This window comes from Streptomyces sp. NPDC005574 (genome assembly GCF_040605435.1).
In the GTDB taxonomy this organism is placed as follows: domain Bacteria; phylum Actinomycetota; class Actinomycetes; order Streptomycetales; family Streptomycetaceae; genus Streptomyces.
Genome location: NZ_JBEXCW010000039.1, coordinates 44,020 through 65,988 on the forward strand (window position 1 = coordinate 44,020; position 21,969 = coordinate 65,988).

Annotated in this window: 16 protein-coding genes and 2 pseudogenes; 13 read left to right on the top strand and 5 right to left on the bottom strand. The window is 71.9% G+C overall.

Translation table 11 applies throughout. From position 1 onward, the window contains the following. The first annotated feature begins 147 nt into the window (after positions 1 to 147). A complete protein-coding gene (serA, locus tag ABZT03_RS24120) occupies positions 148 to 1,737 on the top strand; it encodes a phosphoglycerate dehydrogenase (protein WP_356042490.1) in 1,590 nt (529 codons plus the stop codon). 102 nt (positions 1,738 to 1,839) lie between these two features. Here serA and ABZT03_RS24125 read toward each other — a convergent pair whose 3' ends face one another. Then, entirely contained in the window at positions 1,840 to 3,384 is a 1,545-nt protein-coding gene (locus ABZT03_RS24125; protein WP_356042492.1) for an MFS transporter, read from the bottom strand. A gap of 96 nt (positions 3,385 to 3,480) precedes the next feature. On the opposite strand from ABZT03_RS24125, the gene ABZT03_RS24130 reads away from it, so the two are divergent. Together ABZT03_RS24130 and ABZT03_RS24135 are read left to right on the top strand one after the other, a co-directional pair. Continuing rightward, complete coding sequence (locus ABZT03_RS24130) at positions 3,481 to 4,071, top strand: TetR/AcrR family transcriptional regulator (protein WP_356042494.1); 591 nt, start codon at positions 3,481 to 3,483, stop codon at positions 4,069 to 4,071. 105 nt (positions 4,072 to 4,176) lie between these two features. After that, positions 4,177 to 4,596, top strand: a complete 420-nt coding sequence (locus tag ABZT03_RS24135) for a LysR substrate-binding domain-containing protein (protein ID WP_356042529.1) — start codon at positions 4,177 to 4,179, stop codon at positions 4,594 to 4,596. 35 nt (positions 4,597 to 4,631) lie between these two features. Here the strand turns inward: ABZT03_RS24135 and ABZT03_RS24140 are convergent, their stop codons facing one another. Further along, a complete protein-coding gene (locus ABZT03_RS24140; protein ID WP_356042496.1) occupies positions 4,632 to 5,855 on the bottom strand; it encodes a helix-turn-helix domain-containing protein in 1,224 nt (407 codons plus the stop codon). 164 nt (positions 5,856 to 6,019) lie between these two features. On the opposite strand from ABZT03_RS24140, the gene ABZT03_RS24145 reads away from it, so the two are divergent. From ABZT03_RS24145 to ABZT03_RS24155, 3 genes are all read left to right on the top strand, one after another. After that, positions 6,020 to 6,946 carry a proline dehydrogenase family protein gene (locus ABZT03_RS24145; RefSeq protein ID WP_356042497.1) on the top strand — a complete coding sequence of 309 codons (927 nt, stop codon included), beginning with the start codon at positions 6,020 to 6,022 and terminating at the stop codon, positions 6,944 to 6,946. Positions 6,947 to 6,984: 38 nt separating this feature from the next. Continuing rightward, entirely contained in the window at positions 6,985 to 8,616 is a 1,632-nt protein-coding gene (gene pruA / locus ABZT03_RS24150) for an L-glutamate gamma-semialdehyde dehydrogenase (protein ID WP_356042499.1), read from the top strand. Positions 8,617 to 8,959: 343 nt separating this feature from the next. Continuing rightward, entirely contained in the window at positions 8,960 to 9,091 is a 132-nt protein-coding gene (locus tag ABZT03_RS24155) for a hypothetical protein (RefSeq protein ID WP_356042501.1), read from the top strand. Between the two features lie 91 nt (positions 9,092 to 9,182). Here ABZT03_RS24155 and ABZT03_RS24160 read toward each other — a convergent pair. Continuing rightward, positions 9,183 to 10,751: pseudogene (locus tag ABZT03_RS24160) on the bottom strand (metallophosphoesterase family protein). A gap of 142 nt (positions 10,752 to 10,893) precedes the next feature. Here ABZT03_RS24160 and ABZT03_RS24165 point away from each other — a divergent pair. Next, positions 10,894 to 11,937, top strand: coding sequence for a 3-isopropylmalate dehydrogenase (locus ABZT03_RS24165; protein ID WP_356042502.1), 1,044 nt, complete (start codon positions 10,894 to 10,896; stop codon positions 11,935 to 11,937). 250 nt (positions 11,938 to 12,187) lie between these two features. Continuing rightward, complete coding sequence (locus ABZT03_RS24170; RefSeq protein WP_356042504.1) at positions 12,188 to 13,279, top strand: branched-chain amino acid aminotransferase; 1,092 nt, start codon at positions 12,188 to 12,190, stop codon at positions 13,277 to 13,279. Between the two features lie 113 nt (positions 13,280 to 13,392). On the opposite strand, the pseudogene ABZT03_RS24175 reads toward ABZT03_RS24170, so the two are convergent. Continuing rightward, positions 13,393 to 13,663, bottom strand: a pseudogene (locus tag ABZT03_RS24175) (cytosine permease); the annotation flags it as partial. Positions 13,664 to 13,930: 267 nt separating this feature from the next. Here ABZT03_RS24175 and ureA point away from each other — a divergent pair. The 5 genes from ureA to cimA all read left to right on the top strand — a co-directional run bounded on the left by ureA (position 13,931) and on the right by cimA (position 19,866). Next, complete coding sequence (gene ureA, locus ABZT03_RS24180) at positions 13,931 to 14,614, top strand: urease subunit gamma (protein WP_356042506.1); 684 nt, start codon at positions 13,931 to 13,933, stop codon at positions 14,612 to 14,614. Beyond that, a complete protein-coding gene (locus ABZT03_RS24185) occupies positions 14,611 to 16,287 on the top strand; it encodes an urease subunit alpha (protein ID WP_356042508.1) in 1,677 nt (558 codons plus the stop codon). Before ureA ends, ABZT03_RS24185 begins: the two co-directional genes overlap by 4 nt. Positions 16,288 to 16,295: 8 nt before the next feature. Next, the gene (locus ABZT03_RS24190; protein WP_356042509.1) at positions 16,296 to 17,330 is read left to right on the top strand and encodes an agmatine deiminase family protein; all 1,035 of its coding nucleotides are present in this window, start codon (positions 16,296 to 16,298) and stop codon (positions 17,328 to 17,330) included. 9 nt (positions 17,331 to 17,339) lie between these two features. After that, positions 17,340 to 17,978, top strand: a complete 639-nt coding sequence (locus ABZT03_RS24195) for a TetR/AcrR family transcriptional regulator (RefSeq protein WP_356042511.1) — start codon at positions 17,340 to 17,342, stop codon at positions 17,976 to 17,978. A gap of 283 nt (positions 17,979 to 18,261) precedes the next feature. Beyond that, a complete protein-coding gene (gene cimA, locus ABZT03_RS24200; protein WP_356042513.1) occupies positions 18,262 to 19,866 on the top strand; it encodes a citramalate synthase in 1,605 nt (534 codons plus the stop codon). Positions 19,867 to 19,983: 117 nt separating this feature from the next. On the opposite strand, the gene ABZT03_RS24205 is transcribed toward cimA, so the two are convergent. Then, positions 19,984 to 21,849 carry a ricin-type beta-trefoil lectin domain protein gene (locus tag ABZT03_RS24205; RefSeq protein WP_356042515.1) on the bottom strand — a complete coding sequence of 622 codons (1,866 nt, stop codon included), beginning with the start codon at positions 21,847 to 21,849 and terminating at the stop codon, positions 19,984 to 19,986. Between the last annotated feature and the right edge of the window lie 120 nt (positions 21,850 to 21,969).

The window sequence follows — 21,969 nt, forward strand, 5'->3', positions numbered from 1 at the left end:
CAGGACGATCTCCCCCACGCCACTACACTGCCGTACTACATACGCGTCAGGCCCACAGCGTCGTGCGTCTTCCACGCGGCTAGCACCCTCCACCGCCTGCGGCCGTCGGGACGGCCGTCCGCATGCATGGGACTTGTGAGGACTCACGTGAGCTCGAAACCTGTCGTACTCATCGCTGAAGAGCTGTCGCCCGCGACTGTCGACGCACTCGGCCCGGACTTCGAGATCCGGCACTGCAACGGCGCCGACCGGGCCGAGCTGCTGCCCGCCATCGCCGACGTGGACGCGATCCTGGTGCGTTCCGCCACCAAGGTCGACGCGGAGGCCATCGCCGCCGCGAACAAGCTGAAGGTCGTCGCACGAGCCGGCGTCGGCCTGGACAACGTGGACGTCTCCGCCGCCACCAAGGCCGGCGTGATGGTCGTCAACGCGCCCACCTCGAACATCGTGACCGCCGCCGAACTGGCCTGCGGTCTGCTGCTCGCCACCGCCCGGCACATCCCGCAGGCCAACACCGCCCTGAAGAACGGCGAGTGGAAGCGCAGCAAGTACACGGGCGTGGAGCTGGCGGAGAAGACCCTCGGTGTCGTCGGCCTCGGCCGCATCGGCGCGCTCGTCGCGCAGCGCATGTCGGCCTTCGGCATGAAGGTCGTCGCCTACGACCCCTACGTCCAGCCGGCCAGGGCCGCGCAGATGGGCGTGAAGGTGCTGTCGCTGGACGAGCTGCTGGAGGTCTCCGACTTCATCACCGTGCACCTGCCGAAGACGCCGGAGACCGTGGGTCTCATCGGTGACGAGGCGCTGCACAAGGTCAGGCCCTCGGTGCGGATCGTCAACGCCGCGCGCGGTGGCATCGTCGACGAGGAGGCGCTGTACTCGGCGCTCAAGGAGGGCCGCGTCGCCGGCGCCGGTCTCGACGTGTACGCGAAGGAGCCCTGCACCGACTCCCCGCTGTTCGAGCTCGACCAGGTCGTCTGCACTCCGCACCTCGGCGCCTCCACGGACGAGGCGCAGGAGAAGGCGGGCATCGCCGTCGCCCGGTCGGTGCGGCTCGCGCTCGCCGGCGAGCTGGTGCCGGACGCGGTCAACGTCCAGGGCGGGGTCATCGCCGAGGACGTCAAGCCGGGCCTGCCGCTCGCCGAGCGCCTCGGCCGGATCTTCACCGCGCTCGCGGGTGAGGTCGCGGTCCGGCTCGACGTCGAGGTGTACGGCGAGATCACCCAGCACGACGTGAAGGTGCTCGAACTCAGCGCGCTCAAGGGCGTGTTCGAGGACGTCGTCGACGAGACCGTGTCGTACGTCAACGCCCCGCTGTTCGCGCAGGAGCGCGGCGTCGAGGTGCGGCTGACCACCAGCTCGGAGTCCGCCGACCACCGCAACGTCGTCACCGTGCGCGGCACGCTGGGCAGCGGCGACGAGGTGTCGGTCTCCGGCACGCTGGCCGGCCCCAAGCACCTCCAGAAGATCGTCGCGGTCGGCGAGTACGACGTCGACCTCGCGCTCGCCGACCACATGGTGGTGCTGCGCTACGAGGACCGTCCCGGTGTCGTCGGGACGGTGGGCCGGATCTTCGGCGAGGCGGGCATCAACATCGCCGGTATGCAGGTCGCCCGTGCGGCGGCGGGCGGCGAGGCGCTGGCCGTGCTGACGGTCGACGACACGGTGGAGGCCGGTGTGCTGGCCGAGGTGGCGGAGGAGACCGGGGCGACGTTCGCCCGTTCGGTCAACCTCGTCTGAGGTGACCGGGCCCGGGGGCTGCCGCCCCCAGGCCCCGTTCGGGTCTGAAACGACGCCGGGTGGGCTGAGGACTCCTCAGCCCACCCGGCGTCCGTGTATTCCCTACGCCTCGCTCTTGGTGGTCCCGGTGGTCCCGGCGTCCTCGGTGAGCCCGCGCAGGGTCACCGCCGCCAGGACCGCCGACCCGGCCAGCAGGGCCGCTCCCGCGATCGCCGCGCCCTGCATCCCGTGGGTGAACGCCTCGCGGGCCGCCGCCGCCAGGGCGTCTCCCGCGCGCCCCGGCAGCTGCCCGGCGACAGCCAGCGCGCCGCCCAGTGTCTCGTGGGCCGGTGCGGGCGCCGAGGCCGGGATGTCGTGGCGGTAGATCGCGGTGCCGATGGAGCCGAGGACGGCCATCCCGAGGGCGCCGCCGAACTCGGTGCCGGTCTCCAGCAGGGAGGACGCGGCGCCCGCCCGTTCCACCGGAGTGGTGCCGAGCGCGAGGTCCGTCATCTGGGAGAGGACCATCACGATGCCCGAGGCGAGGACACCGCACGCGGTGAGCACCAGCCACATCGAGTCGGTTCCGGCCAGGGCCAGCAGGCCGTAACCGCAGGCGGCGACGGCGAAGCCGGCGGTGACGACGTGCGCCCGGTCGATGCCCCGCTGGACGAGCGCGGTGGCCATCGGGGCGGCCATGCCGATCGGCACCGAGGGGAGCAGGGCCCACAGGGCGGCGGCCATCGCGCTCTTGTCGAGCACCGACTGCAGGTACTGCGTGGTGAAGAGCGCCGACCCGAGCATCCCGAAGGCCGACACCAGGTTCAGGACGACGGCCGGGGCGAAACCGCGGCCGCGGAAGAGGGCCGGGGAGATCATCGGTGAAGCGGTGGTGCGCTGGCGGTGGACGAACGCCGCCGCGACGAGCAGGCCGAGGGTGATCGAGACGACGTACTGCGCGTGCCAGCCCCTGGAGGTGATCTCCTTCAGGCCGTAGATCACGGGGAGCACGGCGGCCATCGACAGCGGGACGCTCGGCCAGTCGAAGCGGCCGGGCGCGGGGTCCTTCGACTCGGGCAGCAGGACCGGGCCGAGGACCAGCAGCAGGGCCATGGCGGGCAGGTTGACCAGGAAGACCGAGCCCCACCAGAAGTACTGCACCAGGACACCGCTCAGCACCGAGCCGAGCGCGATCCCGGCCGTCATCACGCCGGACCACAGGCCGATCGCCTTCGCGCGCTGGGCGGGGTCGGTGAACATCGTGCGCAGCAGCGCCATCGTGGACGGCATCAGGGTCGCGCCGCCTATGCCGAGGACCGCGCGGGCCGCGATCAGGGTCTCGGCGCTGTCGGCGTAGGCGGCCACCAGGGAGGCGGCGCCGAAGGCGGCCGCGCCGATCAGCAGCAGCCTGCGCCGGCCGATGCGGTCGCCGAGCGAGCCCATCGTCATCAGCAGGCCGGCCAGGACGAAGGCGTAGATGTCGAAGATCCACAGTTGCTGGGTGCCGCTGGGCTCCAGGTCCGCGCTGATCGCCGGGATGGCGAAGTACAGGACCGAGACGTCCATGGAGACCAGGAGCAGCGGCAGCATCAGCACGCCGAGAGCGGTCCATTCGCGGCGGCCGGCGCGGCTCGCGGAGGCCGGGGTGGTGCGGGTCGGGTTCGTCATGCCGTCAATGTACGGGCGTCTTAAACGCTTGTCTAGAACGATTGTGTAAGTCATCTGTATGGGACGGTCGTATGGATCGGGGGTAGGCTGCTCGCCATGGGACACCGTGAGGATCTGCTCGAAGGCGCCAAGCGCTGCCTGCTGGAAAAGGGCTTCCTGCGCACGACCGCCCGCGACATCGTCAAGGAGTCGGGGACCAACCTGGCGTCGATCGGCTACCACTACGGCTCGAAGGACGCGCTGCTCGTGCAGGCGTACGTGTCGCTCATCGAGGGGATGGGGGACCGCTTCGACCCGGGCTGGGGCGCGGGCGGTGCGGCGACGGCGCCCGCGCGGTCCCTCGAGCGGTTCCAGGAGGTCTGGGCGAACATCATCCGCTCGTTCCCCGACTCCCGCCCCATCTGGCTGCCGAGCTTCGAACTCATCCTCCAGGGCGACCGCCTCCCCGAGGTGCGCAAGCTGCTCGCCGAGGCGCAGGAGCAGGGCCGGTCGGGCATCGTGCCGCTGTTCACCGGCGTCCCGGAGGCGGACCTCGACCAGGAGACCGTCGACACCGAGGGCCGTCTCTACCAGACCCTGCTCCAGGGCCTGATGGTGCAGTGGGTCTTCGACCCGGGCACGGCCACCGACGCCGAGCACCTCACCGAGGGACTGCGCCGGCTCATCGCGGGCGCCGCGGAGAGCTGACCGCGGGCACCGCGGACGGCTGCCACCAGCGGTTACCGCTCGCGGTGGCCCGTGCCGCGCGGACGGCGTCCAGCCCTTAGAAGGGCCGGCCGGCCCTTCTAAGGGCTGTCGCGTAATCCCCGGCGGGAACTCACCGAAGCCGACCTGGCCGGCGAACCGCTGGTCTGGCACGCCGACCCGGACACGCAGCCCACCAGGCGCCCGCACCCCAACGCCGGGTACCTGGTGCGCGGGGTGGACGAGACGCTCGCGCATGTCGCGGCCGGCCGGGGCATCTCGTTCCCGGCCCGTTCGGCGACCGTGTTCTCCTCACATCCGGACGTCGTCTACGTGCCCGTCCCGGATCTGGCGCCCGACCAGGCGTGCCTCGCGGTGGCGGCATCGCGCAGCTCGCCGACGGTCGACGACTTCCTCACCGCGGCTCAGACGACGGCCGAGATCACGGCGGAGTGCGGGAACTACGAGATGTGGCAGCGCGGCGGCGGTGCCCTTTCACAGCACGGTCGGGCAGCACCGGCCGAGTGACGTCCGCGGCTGACCGGCCCGCACCGCGAAGTGGCCTACAGCCGGGCCGCCTTCAGCGCCATGTGCAGCAGGAGCCGGTCCTCCCCGTCGTCCAGGTCCAGGCCCGTCAGCTTCTCGACGCGGGACAGGCGGTAGTACAACGTCTGGCGGTGGATGCCGAGTTCGGCGGCGGTGCGGCCCGCCTGGCCCGCGCAGTCGAGGAAGACCTCGGCGGTGCGGGCGAGTTCGCGGTGGGCGGCGGAGAGCAGGGGCCGTACGGCGGGGTCCCGCGCGGTCTCGGGGGGCAGCGCCGTGAGCAGGCGGAACGGGCCGATGGACGCCCACTCGGCGACCGGACCGAACCGGGGCTCCGACAGGGCCGCCCGGGCCGCCGCCGACGCCTCCCGCCAGGCCGTGCCCAGCTCCACGAGCCCGGGGCGGCCGGCCGCGACTCCCGCCGCGACGCTGGTCGGCGCGCCAGGCCCGACGGGTCCCGTCCCGCTGCCGCGGGCCCGCTCCAGCAGCCGCGTCGCCGCCGAGACCGCCGGGGTCGGGACGTCCGCCGAGCGCAGTCTCACCAGCAGGGCCAGGCACTGGCCGGCCGCCCCCCACGGCACCGTGCACAGGGCCGTCGCCCCCGGCAGCGTACGGAGGGAGGGGGCGTCGTCGGGGTCCGCCGACGGCCAGGGCGCCACGCACACCACCGTGTGCGGGCCGTTCGCGCGGGACCCCAGGGCGGTGCGGAGTTCGGCGACCGCCATGTCGTGCTGCCAGTCGCGCTCCGCCGTCAGGACCGCTCGCAGTTCACGGGTGAGGTCGGCGCCGTGCTGCGCCTCGTCGGCGAGCAGCGCCCCGATGCGCGCCGTCACCTCCATCGCCGCGGCCAGCCGGACCGCGCTCGGGCCCGGGTCGTCGTCCAGCAGCCAGACGTACCCCAGGGCGACCCCGCGGTGCCGTACCGGAAGGCACACCCGCCCGCGGTACACCCCGGCCTCCGGCGTGGGCGGGATACGGACGGGGCCGGTGGCGCGGGTGATGCCGAAGCCCTCGAACCAGGAGCGGATCGCCGCCGTCGAGCGGCGGGTCAGGATCGAGCGGGTGCGGACGGGGTCCAGGGCGGCCGCGTCGAGGTCGTCCTCGCTGTCGTAGGCGCCGAAGGCGATCAGCTCGAAGTCCCGGTTCTCCAGCGTGGCGGGGGCGCCCAGCAGCTCCGAGATCTCGTCGACCAGCTCCTGGTAGTCAGCCCTGAATTCCGACGTCACCCGGGCATTCTCCCCCATCCCCGCGCCTTCTTCATACATCTGTCTGAGATCGGTGGCACGGATGCGTGACAGCTGTCGATGGCCGACGATCGGAGGGATCCTTAGGTTTCACGGTGGTTCTCCGTGCCGTTCCCGAAGCTCCGGGAGTCGGCCTCGTGTGGGTTGGTAAGTGGAGGTGCCCCGTGCTGGGTCCCGTGATTCTCGCCGCGTCGCGCAGCGACCGGATGCGCCGCCTGATCTCGGCCGCCCCGGTCACCAGGCAGGTCGTCGACCGGTTCATCCCCGGCGAGAGCGTGGACGAGATCGTCCCGATCATCAGGGACCTCACCGACCGGGGTCTCGAACTCACCATGGACGTCGTCGGCGAGGACATCACCCGCCCCGAGCAGGCCGCCGCCGCCCGGGACGCCTACCTGGCGCTCGTCGACCGGCTCGGCGAGCTGGAGCTGGGCACCCGCGCCGAGATGTCCGTCAAGCTGTCCCTGTTCGGGCAGTCCCTGGCCGGCGGTCACGAGCTGGCGCTCGCCAACGTCCGGCCCGTCGTCGAGGCGGCCGCCGCCATCGGCACCACGGTCACCCTCGACGCCGAGGACCACACCACCCTCGACTCGATGTTCGCCATCCACGAGGAGTTGCGGAAGGACTTCCCGCAGACCGGCTGCGTCATCCAGGCCTACCTGTTCCGCACCGAGGCCGACGCCCGCCGGCTCGCCGCGAGCGGCAGCCGGGTGCGGCTGGTGAAGGGCGCGTACAAGGAGCCCGCCGAGGTCGCGTTCCAGCAGAAGCGGGAGATCGACAAGGCCTACGTCAGGGTCCTGCGCATCCTGATGGAGGGCGACGGCTACCCGATGATCGGCTCCCACGACCCCCGCCTGATCTCCATCGCGCAGGAACTGGCCCGGCGCGCCGGCCGCAAGCTGGACGAGTACGAGTTCCAGATGCTGTACGGCATCCGCGGCGAGGAACACCTGCGGCTCGCCGCCGAGGGACACCGCATGCGCGTCTACACCGCCTACGGCACCGACTGGTACGGCTACTTCATGCGGCGGCTCGCGGAGAAGCCCGCCAACCTGCGGTTCTTCGTACGCAGCATGATCACCAAGGGCTGAGCCCGGACCACACCGCTCAAGAAGGAGCAACGGAACCCATGGACGCTGTGACCCAGGTCCCCACCCCCGTCAACGAGCCGGTGCACGGCTACGCCCCCGGCTCGCCCGAGCGCGCCCGCCTGGAGGCCAGGCTCAAGGAGCTGGCCGAGAACCCGATCGAGCTGCCGATGACCATCGGCGGCGCGAAGCGGCTCGGTGGCGGTGAGCGCTTCGAGGTCGTGCAGCCGCACAACCACAAGGCCGTCATCGGCACCGGCGCGCACGCCACCCGGCAGGACGCCCAGGACGCGATCGACGCGGCCCTGGCCGCCGCGCCCGCCTGGCGCGCGATGTCCTTCGACGACCGTGCCGCGATCATCCTGCGCGCCGCCGAGCTGCTGGCCGGCCCGTGGCGCGAGACGCTGGCCGCCTCCACCATGCTCGGCCAGTCCAAGACCGCCCAGCAGGCGGAGATCGACTGCCCCTGCGAACTGGTCGACTTCTGGCGCTTCAACGTCAAGTACGCCCGCGACCTGCTCGCCGAGCAGCCGCCGGCCAACTCCCCGGGCGTCTGGAACCGTCTCGACCACCGCCCGCTGGAGGGCTTCGTCTACGCGATCACGCCGTTCAACTTCACGGCGATCGCGGGCAACCTGCCGACCGCGCCCGCGCTGATGGGCAACGTCGTCGTGTGGAAGCCGTCCCCCACCCAGACCCACGCCGCCGTGCTGCTGATGCAGCTGCTGGAGGAGGCCGGTCTGCCCAAGGGCGTCATCAACCTCGTCACCGGCGACGGCATCGAGGTCTCCGAGGTCGCCCTGACCCACCGCGACCTCGCGGGCATCCACTTCACCGGCTCGACGAAGACCTTCCAGTACCTGTGGAAGACCGTCGGCGCCAACATCGAGAAGTACCGCTCCTACCCGCGTCTGGTGGGCGAGACCGGTGGCAAGGACTTCGTCGTCGCCCACCCGAGCGCCGACCCCGCGATCCTCAAGACCGCCCTGACCCGCGGCGCGTTCGAGTACCAGGGCCAGAAGTGCTCGGCGACCTCCCGGGCGTACGTCCCCGCGTCGATCTGGAACGGCGGTTTCCGCGAGGAGTTCGCCGCCGAGGTCGACTACCTCACCATGGGGGACGTCACCGACCTGTCGAACTTCGTCGGCGCGGTCATCGACGAGCGGTCCTTCGCCAAGAACAAGGCCGCCATCGACCGGGCGAAGCAGGATCCGACCTGCACCATCGTCGCGGGCGGCACCTACGACGACTCGGTCGGCTACTTCGTCCGCCCGACCGTCGTGGAGTGCACGGACCCGGAGAACGAGGTCTTCACGACCGAGTACTTCGGCCCGTTCCTCGCGGTGTACGTCTACGAGGACGAGCGCTACGACGAGATGCTGGCCCAGATGGAGTCGGTCTCGGACTACGCCCTCACCGGCTCGGTCGTCGCCGGCGACCGCGCGGCGGCCGCGTACACGATGGAGAAGCTGCGCTACGCGGCCGGCAACTTCTACATCAACGACAAGTCGACGGGTGCCGTCGTCGGTCAGCAGCCCTTCGGCGGCGGCCGGGCCTCCGGCACCAACGACAAGGCCGGCGCCCCGCAGAACCTGATGCGCTGGACGCTGACCCGCGCCATCAAGGAGACGCTCGTCCCGCCGACCGACTACACCTACCCGCACATGGGCTGACCGCCCCCGCGCAGGCAACGGGCCGGGTCCTCACGGGACCCGGCCCGTTCGCCGTGGCGGGCGGCTCCGGGGGCTTCGGACGCTTCCCCTCCGGAAGAGGAACGCGCAGGTCGCGGGGGTATGGCGGGGGGTGCCGTCTCAGATAGTAGGAAGTCCGAGTAATTGTGGAGACAGACGCGCGCTCCTCGCTTACTTTTGTAGGAGCCGAACGTCTCGCTCGATCAAGCGAATGGCGGTCGTGAGCCGGGCCCCATGCAGGCAACCCCTGCGGCACCGCTCCCCGCCCCTTCCGGCGTCTCGTATCCCCTTTCCGCCTTCCGGAATTCGAAGGAGCCGATTCCCCATGGCCGAGACGACCGCACGCCGACGAGTCCGTCACACCTCCCGTATCAGCGAGTCGGACCGCAAGAACGCGGCCGCCGCCCTCCAGCGCGCCCTCGACCGCCGGGACAACGGCGGTTCGACCGGTCACTGAACCACCGGGCCGCGCTCCGGTCACTGAGCAGCGGCCCGAAAGGGTAGAACCCTCATGCCGGGAGCCGCACCCGCCGGGGTGCGGCGCGGCCTCAACCGCCGCGCCGCACCTCGAAATGGTCGATGCGCTCACCGTTCTGCGCGAGCGCCGACACCGCGAGCCTCGGGGTGCTACCGCTCACCGCCTCCACCGACAGCAGCGAGAAGCCCCGGTAGCGCACCCGCGACCACTCCACGGTCTCCTTGTCGGGATCCCCGGACCGGGTCCACCGGAAGGTGTCGACGGATTCGCCGCGGGTCACGCGCCCCTCGTAGCTCTCCTTCACCCCCGGCGGGAAGCCGTACAGGTCGCGGCCGCCGCCGCCCGCCGTCACGTACACGGTCCCGTCCCGGGTGGGGTCCGTGCTCGCGCCGATCGGGACCGGCCTGCCGACCCGGCCGTCCTTGACGGCGTCGGTCCGCTCGTACACGTGGTTGTGCCCGTTGATCACCAGATCCACCTGGTGCCTGGCGAACAGCGGCAGCCACTCGGCCCGGACGCCGCCGTCGGAGGCGTGCGAGGACGTCGAGTAGGCGCAGTGGTGGAAGAAGACGACCACGAAGTCGACCGCCCGGTCCGCCCGCAGTCCGGCCAGCGTCCGGTCCAGCCACGCCGTCTGCCGGCCGCCCGTGTGACCGAGGTTGGCGGGGATCTCGTAGGAGACGTCGTTGGCGTCCAGCGCGACGACCCCGACGTTGCCGTAGGTGAACGTGTAGGCGCCCGGGGTGGTGCGCGGGTCGAAGCCGCTGTCGGGGAGGGAGAAGCGGGCCAGCTGGCCGCCGTAGCCCTCCGGCGAGTACCAGGCCTCCATGTCGTGGTTGCCGGTGGTCACCATCCACGGAACCGACCTCGCGACCGGCTCGTTCTGCTTGAGGAACAGGTCCCAGAAGGCGGGGTCGTACCCGTCGGTCTTCAGGCCCCGGCCGTTGCCGTCGGCGTAGCAGATGTCGCCCGCGTGCAGGTGGAAGGCGGGCTTTCGCCGCAGCAGCAGGTCGTCGTTGGCGGCCGCCGCCCGGCTCACGCCCTGGTCGCCGAAGGCGGTGAACACGAACTAGCGGGGGCTCGCCGGGGCGGTGTCGAAGGACGTGATGGTGTGCCGGCCGGCCGCGGAGGCCGGGTCGAAGCCCTCGTGGCCGACGCCGTAGTAGTACGTCGTGCCGGGCGCCAGGGCGTCCAGGGCCGCGTGCAGGTAGTACTGGTCGAGGGCGGCTCGTACGCCCGTCAGCCCCGGGGTGTGCAGGTGGCGCACCTCGGCCTCGACCTTCCGGCCGAGCGCGTCGGGCCGCGGGCCGATCCGGACGTACGGCTGGCGGACCGCCAGCGGCACCTGCCAGGAGATCCGCATCTGTGTCCGCGGATCGGCGCCGAAGGCGAGATGACGGCCGAAGGGGCGCACGACGGAACCGTTCACCCGCTCCACCGGCGCCGCGGAAGCCGGGGCGGCGCCGGCCGCCACGCCCGCGCCCGAGCCCGAGCAGCCGGTCAGCAGACCGCCCGCCACCGCGCCCGCCGTGACCAGTGTGCGGCGCCGGGTCAGCTTCGTGCGCAGGTACTCGTACTGCTCCGCCATGCTCATCCGGCGGGCGAGCCGCTCGGGGATGCCGACGTCCGGTGTCTCCATGTTCCTCACGTTCCCGCCGGAAGCCGACGGCCGCCCCACGCCCGGGTGAACTCACGGAGAAGGGCGGACGCCTTCCCCCGTGTGGGTGTCCGGATCGCGGACACCGCATGTCATCCCATGGGACAAGGAGTACGGTGCCGACATGTCTCGCAGCATCAATCTCGCAGTGATTCCCGGTGACGGCATCGGCCAGGAGGTCGTGGCCGAAGGTCTGAAGGTCCTCTCCGCCGTCCTTCCGCAGGATGTGAAGCTGGAGACCAAGGACTACGACTTCGGCGCCACGCGCTACCACGCGACCGGTGAGACCCTCACCGAGGCCGACCTCGACGCCCTCAGGCAGCACGACGCCATCCTGCTCGGCGCGATCGGCGACCCGTCGGTGCCGTCCGGCGTCCTGGAGCGCGGCTTCCTGCTCAAGCTCCGGTTCGCCTTCGACCACCACGTCAACCTGCGTCCGTCGAGGCTCCTTCCGGGTGTCGCCACCCCGCTCGCGGGTGAGCCGCAGATCGACTTCGTCGTGGTCCGCGAGGGCACCGAGGGCCCGTACACCGGCAACGGCGGCACCATCCGCAAGGGCACCGAGCACGAGGTCGCCACCGAGGTGTCCGTCAACACCGCCTTCGGTGTCGAGCGCGTGGTCCGCGACGCCTTCGCCCGCGCCCAGGCCCGGCCGCGCAAGAAGCTGACCCTCGTCCACAAGAACAACGTGCTCACCTTCGCGGGGCACCTGTGGACGAACGTCTTCAACAAGGTGGCCGAGGAGTTCCCCGAGGTCACCACGGACTACATCCACGTGGACGCCGCGACGATCTACCTCGTCACCGACCCCGCGCGCTTCGACGTGATCGTCACCGACAACCTCTTCGGCGACATCATCACCGACCTCGCCGCGGCCGTCTCCGGCGGCATCGGCGTCGCCGCCTCCGGGAACATCAACCCGAGCGGCGAGTTCCCCTCCATGTTCGAGCCGGTGCACGGCTCGGCCCCGGACATCGCCGGCCAGGGCAAGGCCGACCCCAGCGCCACGGTCCTGTCCGTCGCCCTGCTGCTGCGCCACCTCGGCCACGAGGCCGAGGCCGCCCGCATCGAGGACGCCGTCTCCGCCGACCTCGCGGAGCGCGCCGGGGGCCCCGCCCGCAGCACCGCCGAGATCGGCGACGCGCTGGCCGTACGAGTAGCCGGCTGACCCCGCGCCCCTCGAACCACCTTCGAAGCCGCCGGGTCACTCCGTACCCGGCGGCTTTCGTATGTCCCCGCCGGGTGCCACCATCATCCCCTGAGCCGCATTCACGCCGTTTTCGTCCACGGTCCCCGCTCTTGAGACAATCGAACGCGGAGCCGCGGAATGAGGGAATGCTCGGACGTCCTAGCACTGGCCACTGGCAGTACGGGCGTGAGCGCGGCCCGTCACTACAACCGGTGAAGGACAAGCATCCATGACGACGCCCACGACGATCGAACTCAAGCCGTCCGCCAGCCCGCTGGCCGACGCCGAGCGCTCGGCGCTCCTGGCCGACCCCGGGTTCGGCCGCCACTTCACCGACCACATGGTGACGATCAGGTGGACCGAGGGCCGCGGCTGGCACGACGGACAGCTGGTGCCGTACGGCCCGCTCTCCCTCGACCCCGCCAACATGACCCTGCACTACGCGCAGGAGATCTTCGAGGGCCTCAAGGCATACCGTCAGCCCGACGGGAGCGTGGCCACCTTCCGCCCCGAGAAGAACGCCCGCCGCTTCCAGTCCTCCGCGCGCCGGCTCGGCATGCCGGAGCTCCCGGTCGAGACGTTCATCGAGGCGTGCGACGCGCTGGTCCGCCAGGACCGTGACTGGGTCCCCGCGCACGGCGGCGAGGAGTCCCTCTACCTGCGCCCGTTCATGATCGCCACCGAGGTCGGGCTCGGGGTGAAGCCCGCCAACGAGTACCTCTTCCTGGTGATCGCCTCCCCGGCCGGCGCGTACTTCCCCGGCGGCGTGCGGCCGGTCTCCATCTGGCTGTCCGAGGACCGCGTCCGCGCCGTCCCCGGCGGCATGGGCGACGCGAAGACCGGCGGCAACTACGCGGCCTCCCTCCTCGCCCAGGCCGAGGCCGCCGCGAAGGGCTGCGACCAGGTCTGCTACCTCGACGCGGTCGAGCACAAGTGGGTCGAGGAGCTCGGCGGGATGAACCTGTACTTCGTGTACGGGGACCGGATCGTCACGCCCGCCCTGACCGGCTCGATCCTGGAGGGCGTCACCCGGGACAGCCTGCTGACGGTCGCCCGCGACCTCGGCTACACCTCCGAGGAGGGACGCGTCTCCGTGGACCAGTGGCAGCGCGACGCCGAGAACGGCACCCTCACCGAGGTGTTCGCCTGCGGCACCGCCGCGGTCATCACCCCGGTCGGCACGGTCAAGCGCGAGGGCGTGGAGTGGCGGCAGTCCGGCGGTGAGCCCGGCGAGGTGACCCTCGCCCTGCGCGGGGCCCTGCTCGACATCCAGCGCGGTATCGCCGAGGACACCCACGGCTGGATGCACCGGCTGGGCTGAGCCAGGCCGGCGGTGACGGCGCCGGGGCCGGGCCGGAGCGGGATCAGAGCCCGTCCCCGGCGAACCGGCTCCCGCACGGCAGCGGGCGGGGAGGGCGTCGGGCGCGGCGCGAGCAGCAGGCAGGCGACCGCGCCCACCGCGCCCGACAGCGGGAAGCTGCGGTCCACCCCGCCGGTCAGGGGCAGCGGCGGGCCCCTCGTACGGCGGCAGGGACAGGGCCTGCAGCCCGCTGGCCGCGCCGGGGGCCCAGGAGGCGGTGGCGGGGATGTTCCAGCCGGCCGTGTACCAGTGGATCCCGCCCCGGGAGCGGCGGTTGAAGACCTGGAGGGCCTCCGCGTCGTAGACCCGGCAGCGGGCGAAGCCGATCAGGGTGATCGGCGCCCACGTCGGAGCCCAGCAGGAGCGAGACGAGGCCGCGTGCTCCGCTGGTGCGTTCCCCGTCGGGGACGGTGTCGACTCCGCGCTGTTCCATCGGCGTGAAGGGTCTCCCCGGGCGGCTACCGGGCCTGGTGAGTGCGGGCGGTTTGAGCGACGCTCAATGTGGACTCTGCAACGCTTTCCCGTCAACGGGACCAGGCTGCCGATTTCATGGTTAGAGTGCTGCTCTAATCGGGGACGCCCTGATCGAGGAAGGCTTGGAGGTGCCGGGTCGTGAGACTCACTCCCACGGAACGTGACCGGCTGCTGCTCTTCGGTGCCGCGGAGCTGGCCCGCGCCCGCCGGGCCCGCGGCCTCAGGCTCAACGTGCCGGAGGCCACCGCGCTGATCGCGGACACCGTGTGCGAGGCCGCGCGGGACGGCAGGCGGCTGGCCGAGGCCGTCGAGGCCGCCCGCTCGGTGCTCGGCCCCGACGACGTCCTGCCGGGCGTCGCGGACGTCGTCACCGAGGTGCACGTCGAGGCCGTCTTCGACGACGGGTCACGGCTCGCGATCGTCAGCGACCCGATCGGCGGAGGCGGGCTCGGCGCGGACGGGCCGGGCGCCCTGCTGCCCGGGCCGGCGCACACCGAGCCCGAGCCGGTGGACCGGCTGACGGTCACCAACACCGCCACCGTGCCCATCTCCGTCACCTCGCACTTCCACTTCTTCGAGGCCAACCCCCGGCTCGACTTCGCGCGCGCCCGGGCCTACGGCATGCGGCTCGCGGTGCCGGCAGGCTCCTCGGTCCGCTTCGGGCCCGGCGAGAGCGTCGAGGCCGGACTGCTGCCGATCGGCGGTGACCGCGTCGCCATCGGCTTCGCCGGCCTCGTCGACGGCGCGCTGGACGCGCCGGGCGCGAAGGAAGAGGCCCTGCGCAGGGCCGTCGCCTGCGGATACCTGGGAGCCGACCGATGAACGTCGACCCGCACGCCTACGCCGCCACCCACGGCCCCCGGGCCGGCGACCGCCTGCGCCTCGGCGACTCCGGCCTGGTCGTCCGCGTCGAGTCCGACGCGCAGCGCCACGGCGAGGAGTTCCTCGCCGGCTTCGGCAAGACCGCCCGCGACGGACTGCACCTGAAGGCCGCCGCCGTCCGCGAGACCTGCGACGTCGTCGTCAGCAACGTGGTCGTGATCGACGCCGCGCAGGGGATCCGCAAGGTCTCCATCGGCATCCGGGAGGGCCGGATCCGCTCGATCGGGCGGGCCGGCAACCCGGACACGCTCGACGGGGTCGACGTCGTGGTCGGCACCGGCACGTCCATCGTGTCCGGCGAGGGACTCATCGCCACCGCCGGGGCCGTCGACACCCACGTCCACCTGCTGTCGCCGCGCATCATGGAGGCGTCGCTGGCGTCCGGCGTGACCACCGTCATCGGGCAGGAGTTCGGCCCGGTGTGGGGCGTCGGCGTCAACTCGCCCTGGGCGCTGCGGCACGCGTTCAACGCCTTCGACGCCTGGCCGGTCAACATCGGCTTCCTCGGCCGGGGTTCGTCCTCGTCCCCCGCCCCGCTGGTCGAGGCGCTCGCCGAGGGCGGCGCGTCCGGCTTCAAGGTGCACGAGGACATGGGCGCGCACACCCGGGCGCTGGACACCGCGCTGCGCGTCGCCGAGGAGTACGACGTCCAAGTGGCCCTGCACAGCGACGGGTTGAACGAGTGCCTGTCGGTCGAGGACACCCTGCGGGTGCTGGAGGGCCGCACCGTCCACGCCTTCCACATCGAGGGCTGCGGCGGCGGACACGTGCCGAACGTGCTGAAGATGGCCGGGGTCGCCAACGTCATAGGCTCCTCCACCAACCCGACGCTGCCCTTCGGCCGGGACGCGGTCGCCGAGCACTACGGCATGATCGTCTCGGTCCACGACCTGAAGACCGACCTGCCCGGCGACGCAGCCCTGGCCCGCGACCGCATCCGCGCCGGGACGATGGGCGCCGAGGACGTCCTGCACGACCTGGGCGCGATCGGCATCACCTCCTCGGACGCGCAGGGCATGGGCCGCGCCGGCGAGACCGTACGGCGGACCTTCGCGATGGCCGGGAAGATGAAGGCCGAGCGCGGCGCGCCCGAGGACCACGACAACGAGCGCGTGCTGCGCTACATGGCGAAGCTGACCATCAACCCCGCCATCGCGCACGGGCTTTCGCACGAGGTCGGCTCGATCGAGGTCGGCAAGCTCGCCGACATCGTGCTGTGGCGGCCGGAGTACTTCGGCGCCAAACCGCAGCTCGTGCTCAAGTCCGGCTTCCCCGCCTACGGCGTGGTCGGCGACCCGAACGCCGCCACCGACACCTGCGAACCCCTCGTGCTGGGACCGCAGTTCGGGGCGTACGGCGCGACCCCGGCCGACCTCTCGGTCGCCTTCGTCGCCCGGGCGGCCCTCGACCAGGGCGGTGACCGCATGCCGACCCGGCGCCGCCGCGTCGCCGTCCGCGGCACCCGCGGGATCGGCCCGGCCGACCTGCGTCTCAACTCCCGTACCGGCTCGGTCGACGTCGACCGGAACACCGGGCTGGTCACCCTCGACGGCGAGCCGCTGCGCTCCGGACCGGCCGACTCGGTCTCCCTCAACCGCCTGTACTTCCTCTAAGGATCACCATGTCTGCTGCCGCCGACGGCTTCCGCATGCCCGCCGAGTGGACCCCGCACGAGCGCACCTGGATGGCGTGGCCGGGCCCCAACCCCACCTTCGACGACCCCGGGGACCTCGCCGACGCCCGCGCCGCCTGGGCGTCGGTCGCCCGCGCGGTCCGCCGCTTCGAACCGGTGACCGTGGTGTGCGGCCCCGGACAGTCGGCCGGGGCGCGCGCCCTGCTCGGCCCGGGGATTGACACCGTCGAGCGCGACCTCGACGACGCGTGGATGCGCGACATCGGCCCGACCTTCCTGACGAACGGGCGCGAACTCGCCGCCGTCGACTGGACGTTCAACGGCTGGGGCGCCCAGAGCTGGGCCCGCTGGGAGCACGACGCGAAGATCGCCGCGCACGTCGCGGACCTCGCGGGGGCCCGGACGTACGCCTCGAAGCTCGTCAACGAGGGCGGGGCCATCCACGTCGACGGCGAGGGCACGGTCCTGCTCACCGAGACCGTGCAGCTCGGCCCCGAGCGCAACCCGCACTGGTCGAAGGCGGAGGTCGAGGCGGAGATCCACGCCCAGCTCGGCACCCGCAAGGCGATCTGGCTGCCGCGCGGCCTCACCGGCGACTACCCTCCGCACGGCTTCGGCACCCTCGGCCACGTCGACATCGTCGCCGCGTTCGCCCGCCCCGGTGTCGTCGTCGCCCACCACCAGCCGGACCCCGCGCACCCCGACCACGAGGTGAGCCGGGAGGTCATCGGCCTGCTGCGGGCGCAGACCGACGCGCGGGGGCGCCGCCTGGAGGTCGTCGAGGTGGCCGCCCCCACCGTCCTGGAGGCGGACGGGCACTGGGCCGACCACTCCTACATCAACCACTACCTGTGCAACGGCGGGGTCGTCCTGTGCGGCTTCGACGACCCGCGCGACGAGATCGCCGCCGGGATCTTCCGCCGCCTGTTCCCCGACCGGACGGTGACCCTGGTGGACGCCCGTACGATCTTCTCCGGCGGCGGTGGCATCCACTGCGTCACCCAGCAGCAGCCGAGGATCTAGGAGCCGGGGATGGCCGAAGCGGCACGGACGCGGAAGAACGCGCCGCCGCGTGAGCACGTCCTGGCCGCCGCCATGGAGATGATCGCGGAGCGGGGCCTGGAGCAGCTCACCATGGCGGCGCTGGGACGCGAGGTCGGCATGAGCAGCGGCCACCTCCTCTACTACTTCCGCTCCAAGGACGAACTCCTGCTGCGGACCCTGGAGTGGAGCGAGGGCCGGCTCGGCGCCGAACGCGGCCGGCTGCTCACCACCGCGGCCACCGCGCGCGCCCGCCTCGACGCCTACGTCGACCTGTACGTGCCCGACGGCCACCGCGACCCGCACTGGACGCTGTGGCTGGAGGTGTGGAACCGCTCGCAGTACGCCGCCGCCGCCGCCGACGCCGACGCCCGCGACCGGCAGGCCGCCATCGAGGGCGCCTGGCACCGCGACCTGGTCGCGCTTCTCGCCGAGGGCGCCTCCCGCGGCGAGTTCCGCCCGGTCGACGCCGACCGCTTCGCGGCCCGCCTGCGGGCGCTGCTCGACGGCTTCTCCATCCATGTGGCGATCGGACTGCGGGGCACCGACCGCGAGCAGGTCCTCGGGCATGTGCGCGAGTTCCTGGACCAGAACCTGGGAGGCCCGGACCACCCGCCGTTCGCATCCTGAGACGGACGGTGAGCACGGCGGCGGCTTGTGCCAGACTGCCAACGTGCTCTCGTTCGCCACGATTATTGGCAGCAGGCGCGCCGGTCCGCAGTGACCGCCACGTACGACCAGGTACGGGCGGACACCGTCGTTCTCGACCCGCGCGCAGACCTCTCGCACCCGCGAGGGGTTTTTCGCTTTTCTGGCCCACCTCAAGCCGGGAGCGCAGCGCGAGGGATCATTGGAGGACGGTGGAGCCGGTCATTCCGGTACAGACCGAGATCCGACACAGGAGCTTGACACCATGACGGAAACCAGCGAGCTCGACGACTCGTTCCACGTCTTCGACACCACCCTGCGCGACGGAGCCCAGCGCGAGGGCATCAACCTCACCGTCGCCGACAAGCTGGCCATCGCACGGCACCTGGACGACTTCGGCGTGGGCTTCATCGAGGGCGGCTGGCCCGGCGCCAACCCGCGCGACACCGAGTTCTTCGCCCGCGCCCGCGAGGAGATCGACTTCCGGCACGCCGAGCTCGTCGCGTTCGGCGCCACCCGCCGGGCCGGCGCCAAGGCCTCGGAGGACCCGCAGGTCAGGGCGCTGCTGGAGTCCGGCGCCCCGGTGATCACCCTGGTCGCGAAGTCCCACGACCGGCACGTCGAACTCGCCCTGCGCACGACGCTGGAGGAGAACCTGGAGATGGTGCGGGACACCGTCTCCCACCTGTGCGCCCAGGGCCGCCGGGTGTTCGTCGACTGCGAGCACTTCTTCGACGGCTACCGCGCGAACCCCGAGTACGCCAAAGCCGTCGTCCGTACGGCGTCGGAGGCCGGCGCGAGCGTGGTCATCCTGTGCGACACCAACGGAGGCATGCTCCCCGCGCAGGTCCAGGCGGTCGTCTCGACGGTCCTGGCCGACACCGGCGCCCGCCTCGGCATCCACGCCCAGGACGACACGGGCTGCGCGGTCGCCAACACCCTCGCCGCGGTGGACGCGGGCGCGACCCACGTCCAGTGCACGGCCAACGGCTACGGCGAGCGGGTCGGCAACGCCAACCTGTTCCCGGTGGTGGCGGCCCTGGAGCTCAAGTACGGCAAGAAGGTCCTGCCCGACGGGAAGCTGCGCGAGATGACCCGCATCTCGCACGCGATCGCGGAGGTCGTCAACCTCACCCCCTCCACCCACCAGCCCTACGTCGGCGTCTCGGCCTTCGCCCACAAGGCCGGCCTGCACGCCTCCGCGATCAAGGTCGACCCCGACCTCTACCAGCACATCGACCCCGAGCAGGTCGGCAACACCATGCGGATGCTGGTCTCCGACATGGCGGGCCGCGCGTCGATCGAGCTCAAGGGCAAGGAGCTCGGCGTCGACCTGGGCGGCGACCGCGAACTGGTCGGCCGGGTCGTCGAGCGGGTCAAGGAACGCGAACTCAGGGGCTACACCTACGAAGCGGCCGACGCCTCCTTCGAGTTGCTGCTGCGCGCGGAGGTCGACGGCAAGCCCCTGAAGTACTTCCAGGTCGAGTCCTGGCGCGCCATCGTCGAGGACCGTCCCGACGGCAGCCACGCCAACGAGGCCACGGTCAAGCTGTGGGCCAAGAGCGAGCGCATCGTCGCCACCGCCGAGGGCAACGGCCCGGTCAACGCCCTGGACCGGGCGCTGCGGGTGGCTCTGGAGACGATCTACCCCCAGCTCGCCAAGCTGGAGCTCGTCGACTACAAGGTCCGCATCCTGGAGGGCGTGCACGGCACCCAGTCCACGACGCGGGTCCTCATCTCGACCTCCGACGGCACGGGGGAGTGGTCGACGGTGGGCGTGGCGGAGAACGTCATCGCCGCCTCCTGGCAGGCTCTGGAGGACGCGTACGCCTACGGGCTGCTGCGGGCGGGCGTGGAGCCCGCCGAGTAGGCACCAGGCGGGACTCCCCGGAGGCGCGCCGGGCCGAACCGCACCGACGCCCCCGGGCGTCCACAGCCGCCGGGGTCCCCGGCGAGCCGCCGGGCTCGCCAGGGCACCCGCCCGCCCCTACCGCAGCTGCCACTTCTGGTTGGCGGCGCCCGTGCACGACCAGATCTGTGCCCGGGCCCCGTTCGCCGAGGAGTTGTCGCTGACGTCGAGGCACTTGTTCGCCGCCGTGTTGACCACGTCACCCGTCGAGGCGTTGTACGACCACTGCTGGGCGCCGGTCCCGTTGCAGTCGTACAACTGGGTCTTCGCGCCGTCCGCCGTCGAGGCCGAGGTCACGTCGAGGCACTTGCCGAGCGCCCGCAGGGAGCCGTCCGCCCGCACGGTCCACTGCTGGGCGGCCGAGCCGTTGCAGTCGTAGAGCTGGACGGCCGTGCCGTTCGTGCTCGAACCGCCCGCCACGTCCAGGCACCTGCCGGCCAGACCGGCGAGCGCCCCGGTCGCGTTCCCGCCGCCGGACTGCGTCCCCGCCCAGGTGAAGGTCGCGGACGTCCTGGCGGGCAGGGAGTACGTCGCGTGCTGCCCGCCCCAGTCGACGGTCACCGTCCGCGCCGCGGAGGAGCCGTTGTAGGCGATCAGCGCCTTGCTGCCGTCCGGGTTGCGCCACGCCACGTTCGGCACGGCGGACGAGGCCGTCGAGGCGATCCGCTGCGCGCCCGGCCGTACGAACTTCGTCAGGTGCCCCATCGTGTAGTACTCGATCGTGTAGTCGACCGTGCCGCTCGCGCCGTCCCCGTCGTGCACGGTGACCAGCCCGGTGCAGGTGCCGCAGCCCCCGTTGTGCGGCCCCATGTTCTGGTCCACGGCCAGCGACCACTTGGTCACCGACTTCGCCCAGTTCCGCGTGTAGTCGACGATGTCGAGCATGTCCTCGCGCTGCTGGTCGGCGATCCAGGTGCCGCCCGAGTGCTCGGTGCCGAACGCGTCGAGCTGCGGGTACTGGTCGTGCAGCGAGGTCTGCCGGCCGACGTCACCGCCGTAGCCGTGCCAGGCGATCCCGCCGAAGTTCGGGTGCGAGCGGACCGCCGGGTCGTCCACGGTCTGGGCGGCGTAGGAGTCGTACACGTCCCAGTTCCAGTCGTGGGCCAGCACCTTCGTCGACAGGCCGGCCGCCTGGAGCTTCGGCAGCAGCTCGCTCCTGGTGAAGTACGCCAGGCCGCTCGCGTTCCAGCTCATCGACGGGTACCCCGAGCAGCACGTCGGCTCGTTCTGCGCCGTCACGTAGGAGACCGGGACGCCCTGGTCGCGGTAGCCCTGGAGGTACTTCACGAAGTACGAGGCGTAGGCGCCGTAGTCCTCCGCCTTCAGCCATCCGCCGTTGAGCTGCCCGCTGTCCTTCATCCAGGCCGGGGCGGTCCACGGGGAGGCCATGACGGTGAGGGACGGGTTGAGCCGCAGGGCCTGTTTCGTCAGCGGCACGACGTCCGCGAGGTCGTGCGCGAGGGAGAACCGGGACAGCGAGGGATCCGTCTGTCCGGCCGGCACGTCGTCGTAGGTGTAGCCGTACCGGGCCAGGTCGGAGGCGCCCATCGGGTTGCGCAGGAACGACAGCCCGATCCCCTGCGTCGGGGAGAACAGTTTCGTCATGGCCGCGTCCCGGGCCGCCGCGGACAGCGCCCCGCTGCTGTTCATCAGCCAGGCCGCGGTGTCGGTGAAGGAGGCGCCGCCGCCGGTGAAGGTCTGGTAGCGGGTGTTCTCGTCCACGGTGATGTGCTCGCCGCCGCCACCGGAGCCGGACTGGAAGGCGAACGGCGTCTGGGCCTGGAGTCCGCGGACCACGTGGCGTCCGCCGCTGTCGTCGGTGGTGGTCAGCCAGGCGGTGACCTGCTCGCCGGCCGCGTGCGCCGGCCCGGTCGCGGCCGTGAACCCGGCGGTCGTCAGGAGCCCGGCCAGTAGCAGCCGGACCGCCCGAGTGGAACTCCTCATGGTGCGCCGCCCTTCGAGAGGTGGGGGATGGGAGGCATGCGAGGCGTGAGTAAAGGGCGACTTTGTGTACACGTCAAGGGGGTGCGCGTTCACTTTCCGAAGTGACGACCCCTTCGATCC

Excerpts from the sequence above, each read along its gene's own strand:
- ABZT03_RS24125 (WP_356042492.1), bottom strand. The coding sequence starts at position 3,384 with ATGACGAACCCGACCCGCACCACCCCGGCCTCCGCGAGCCGCGCCGGC.
- ABZT03_RS24130 (WP_356042494.1), top strand. The coding sequence starts at position 3,481 with ATGGGACACCGTGAGGATCTGCTCGAAGGCGCCAAGCGCTGCCTGCTG.
- ABZT03_RS24140 (WP_356042496.1), bottom strand. The coding sequence starts at position 5,855 with ATGGGGGAGAATGCCCGGGTGACGTCGGAATTCAGGGCTGACTACCAG.
- pruA (WP_356042499.1), top strand. The coding sequence starts at position 6,985 with ATGGACGCTGTGACCCAGGTCCCCACCCCCGTCAACGAGCCGGTGCAC.
- ABZT03_RS24155 (WP_356042501.1), top strand. The coding sequence starts at position 8,960 with ATGGCCGAGACGACCGCACGCCGACGAGTCCGTCACACCTCCCGTATC.
- ABZT03_RS24165 (WP_356042502.1), top strand. The coding sequence starts at position 10,894 with ATGTCTCGCAGCATCAATCTCGCAGTGATTCCCGGTGACGGCATCGGC.
- ABZT03_RS24170 (WP_356042504.1), top strand. The coding sequence starts at position 12,188 with ATGACGACGCCCACGACGATCGAACTCAAGCCGTCCGCCAGCCCGCTG.
- ABZT03_RS24185 (WP_356042508.1), top strand. The coding sequence starts at position 14,611 with ATGAACGTCGACCCGCACGCCTACGCCGCCACCCACGGCCCCCGGGCC.
- ABZT03_RS24190 (WP_356042509.1), top strand. The coding sequence starts at position 16,296 with ATGTCTGCTGCCGCCGACGGCTTCCGCATGCCCGCCGAGTGGACCCCG.
- ABZT03_RS24195 (WP_356042511.1), top strand. The coding sequence starts at position 17,340 with ATGGCCGAAGCGGCACGGACGCGGAAGAACGCGCCGCCGCGTGAGCAC.
- cimA (WP_356042513.1), top strand. The coding sequence starts at position 18,262 with ATGACGGAAACCAGCGAGCTCGACGACTCGTTCCACGTCTTCGACACC.
- ABZT03_RS24205 (WP_356042515.1), bottom strand. The coding sequence starts at position 21,849 with ATGAGGAGTTCCACTCGGGCGGTCCGGCTGCTACTGGCCGGGCTCCTG.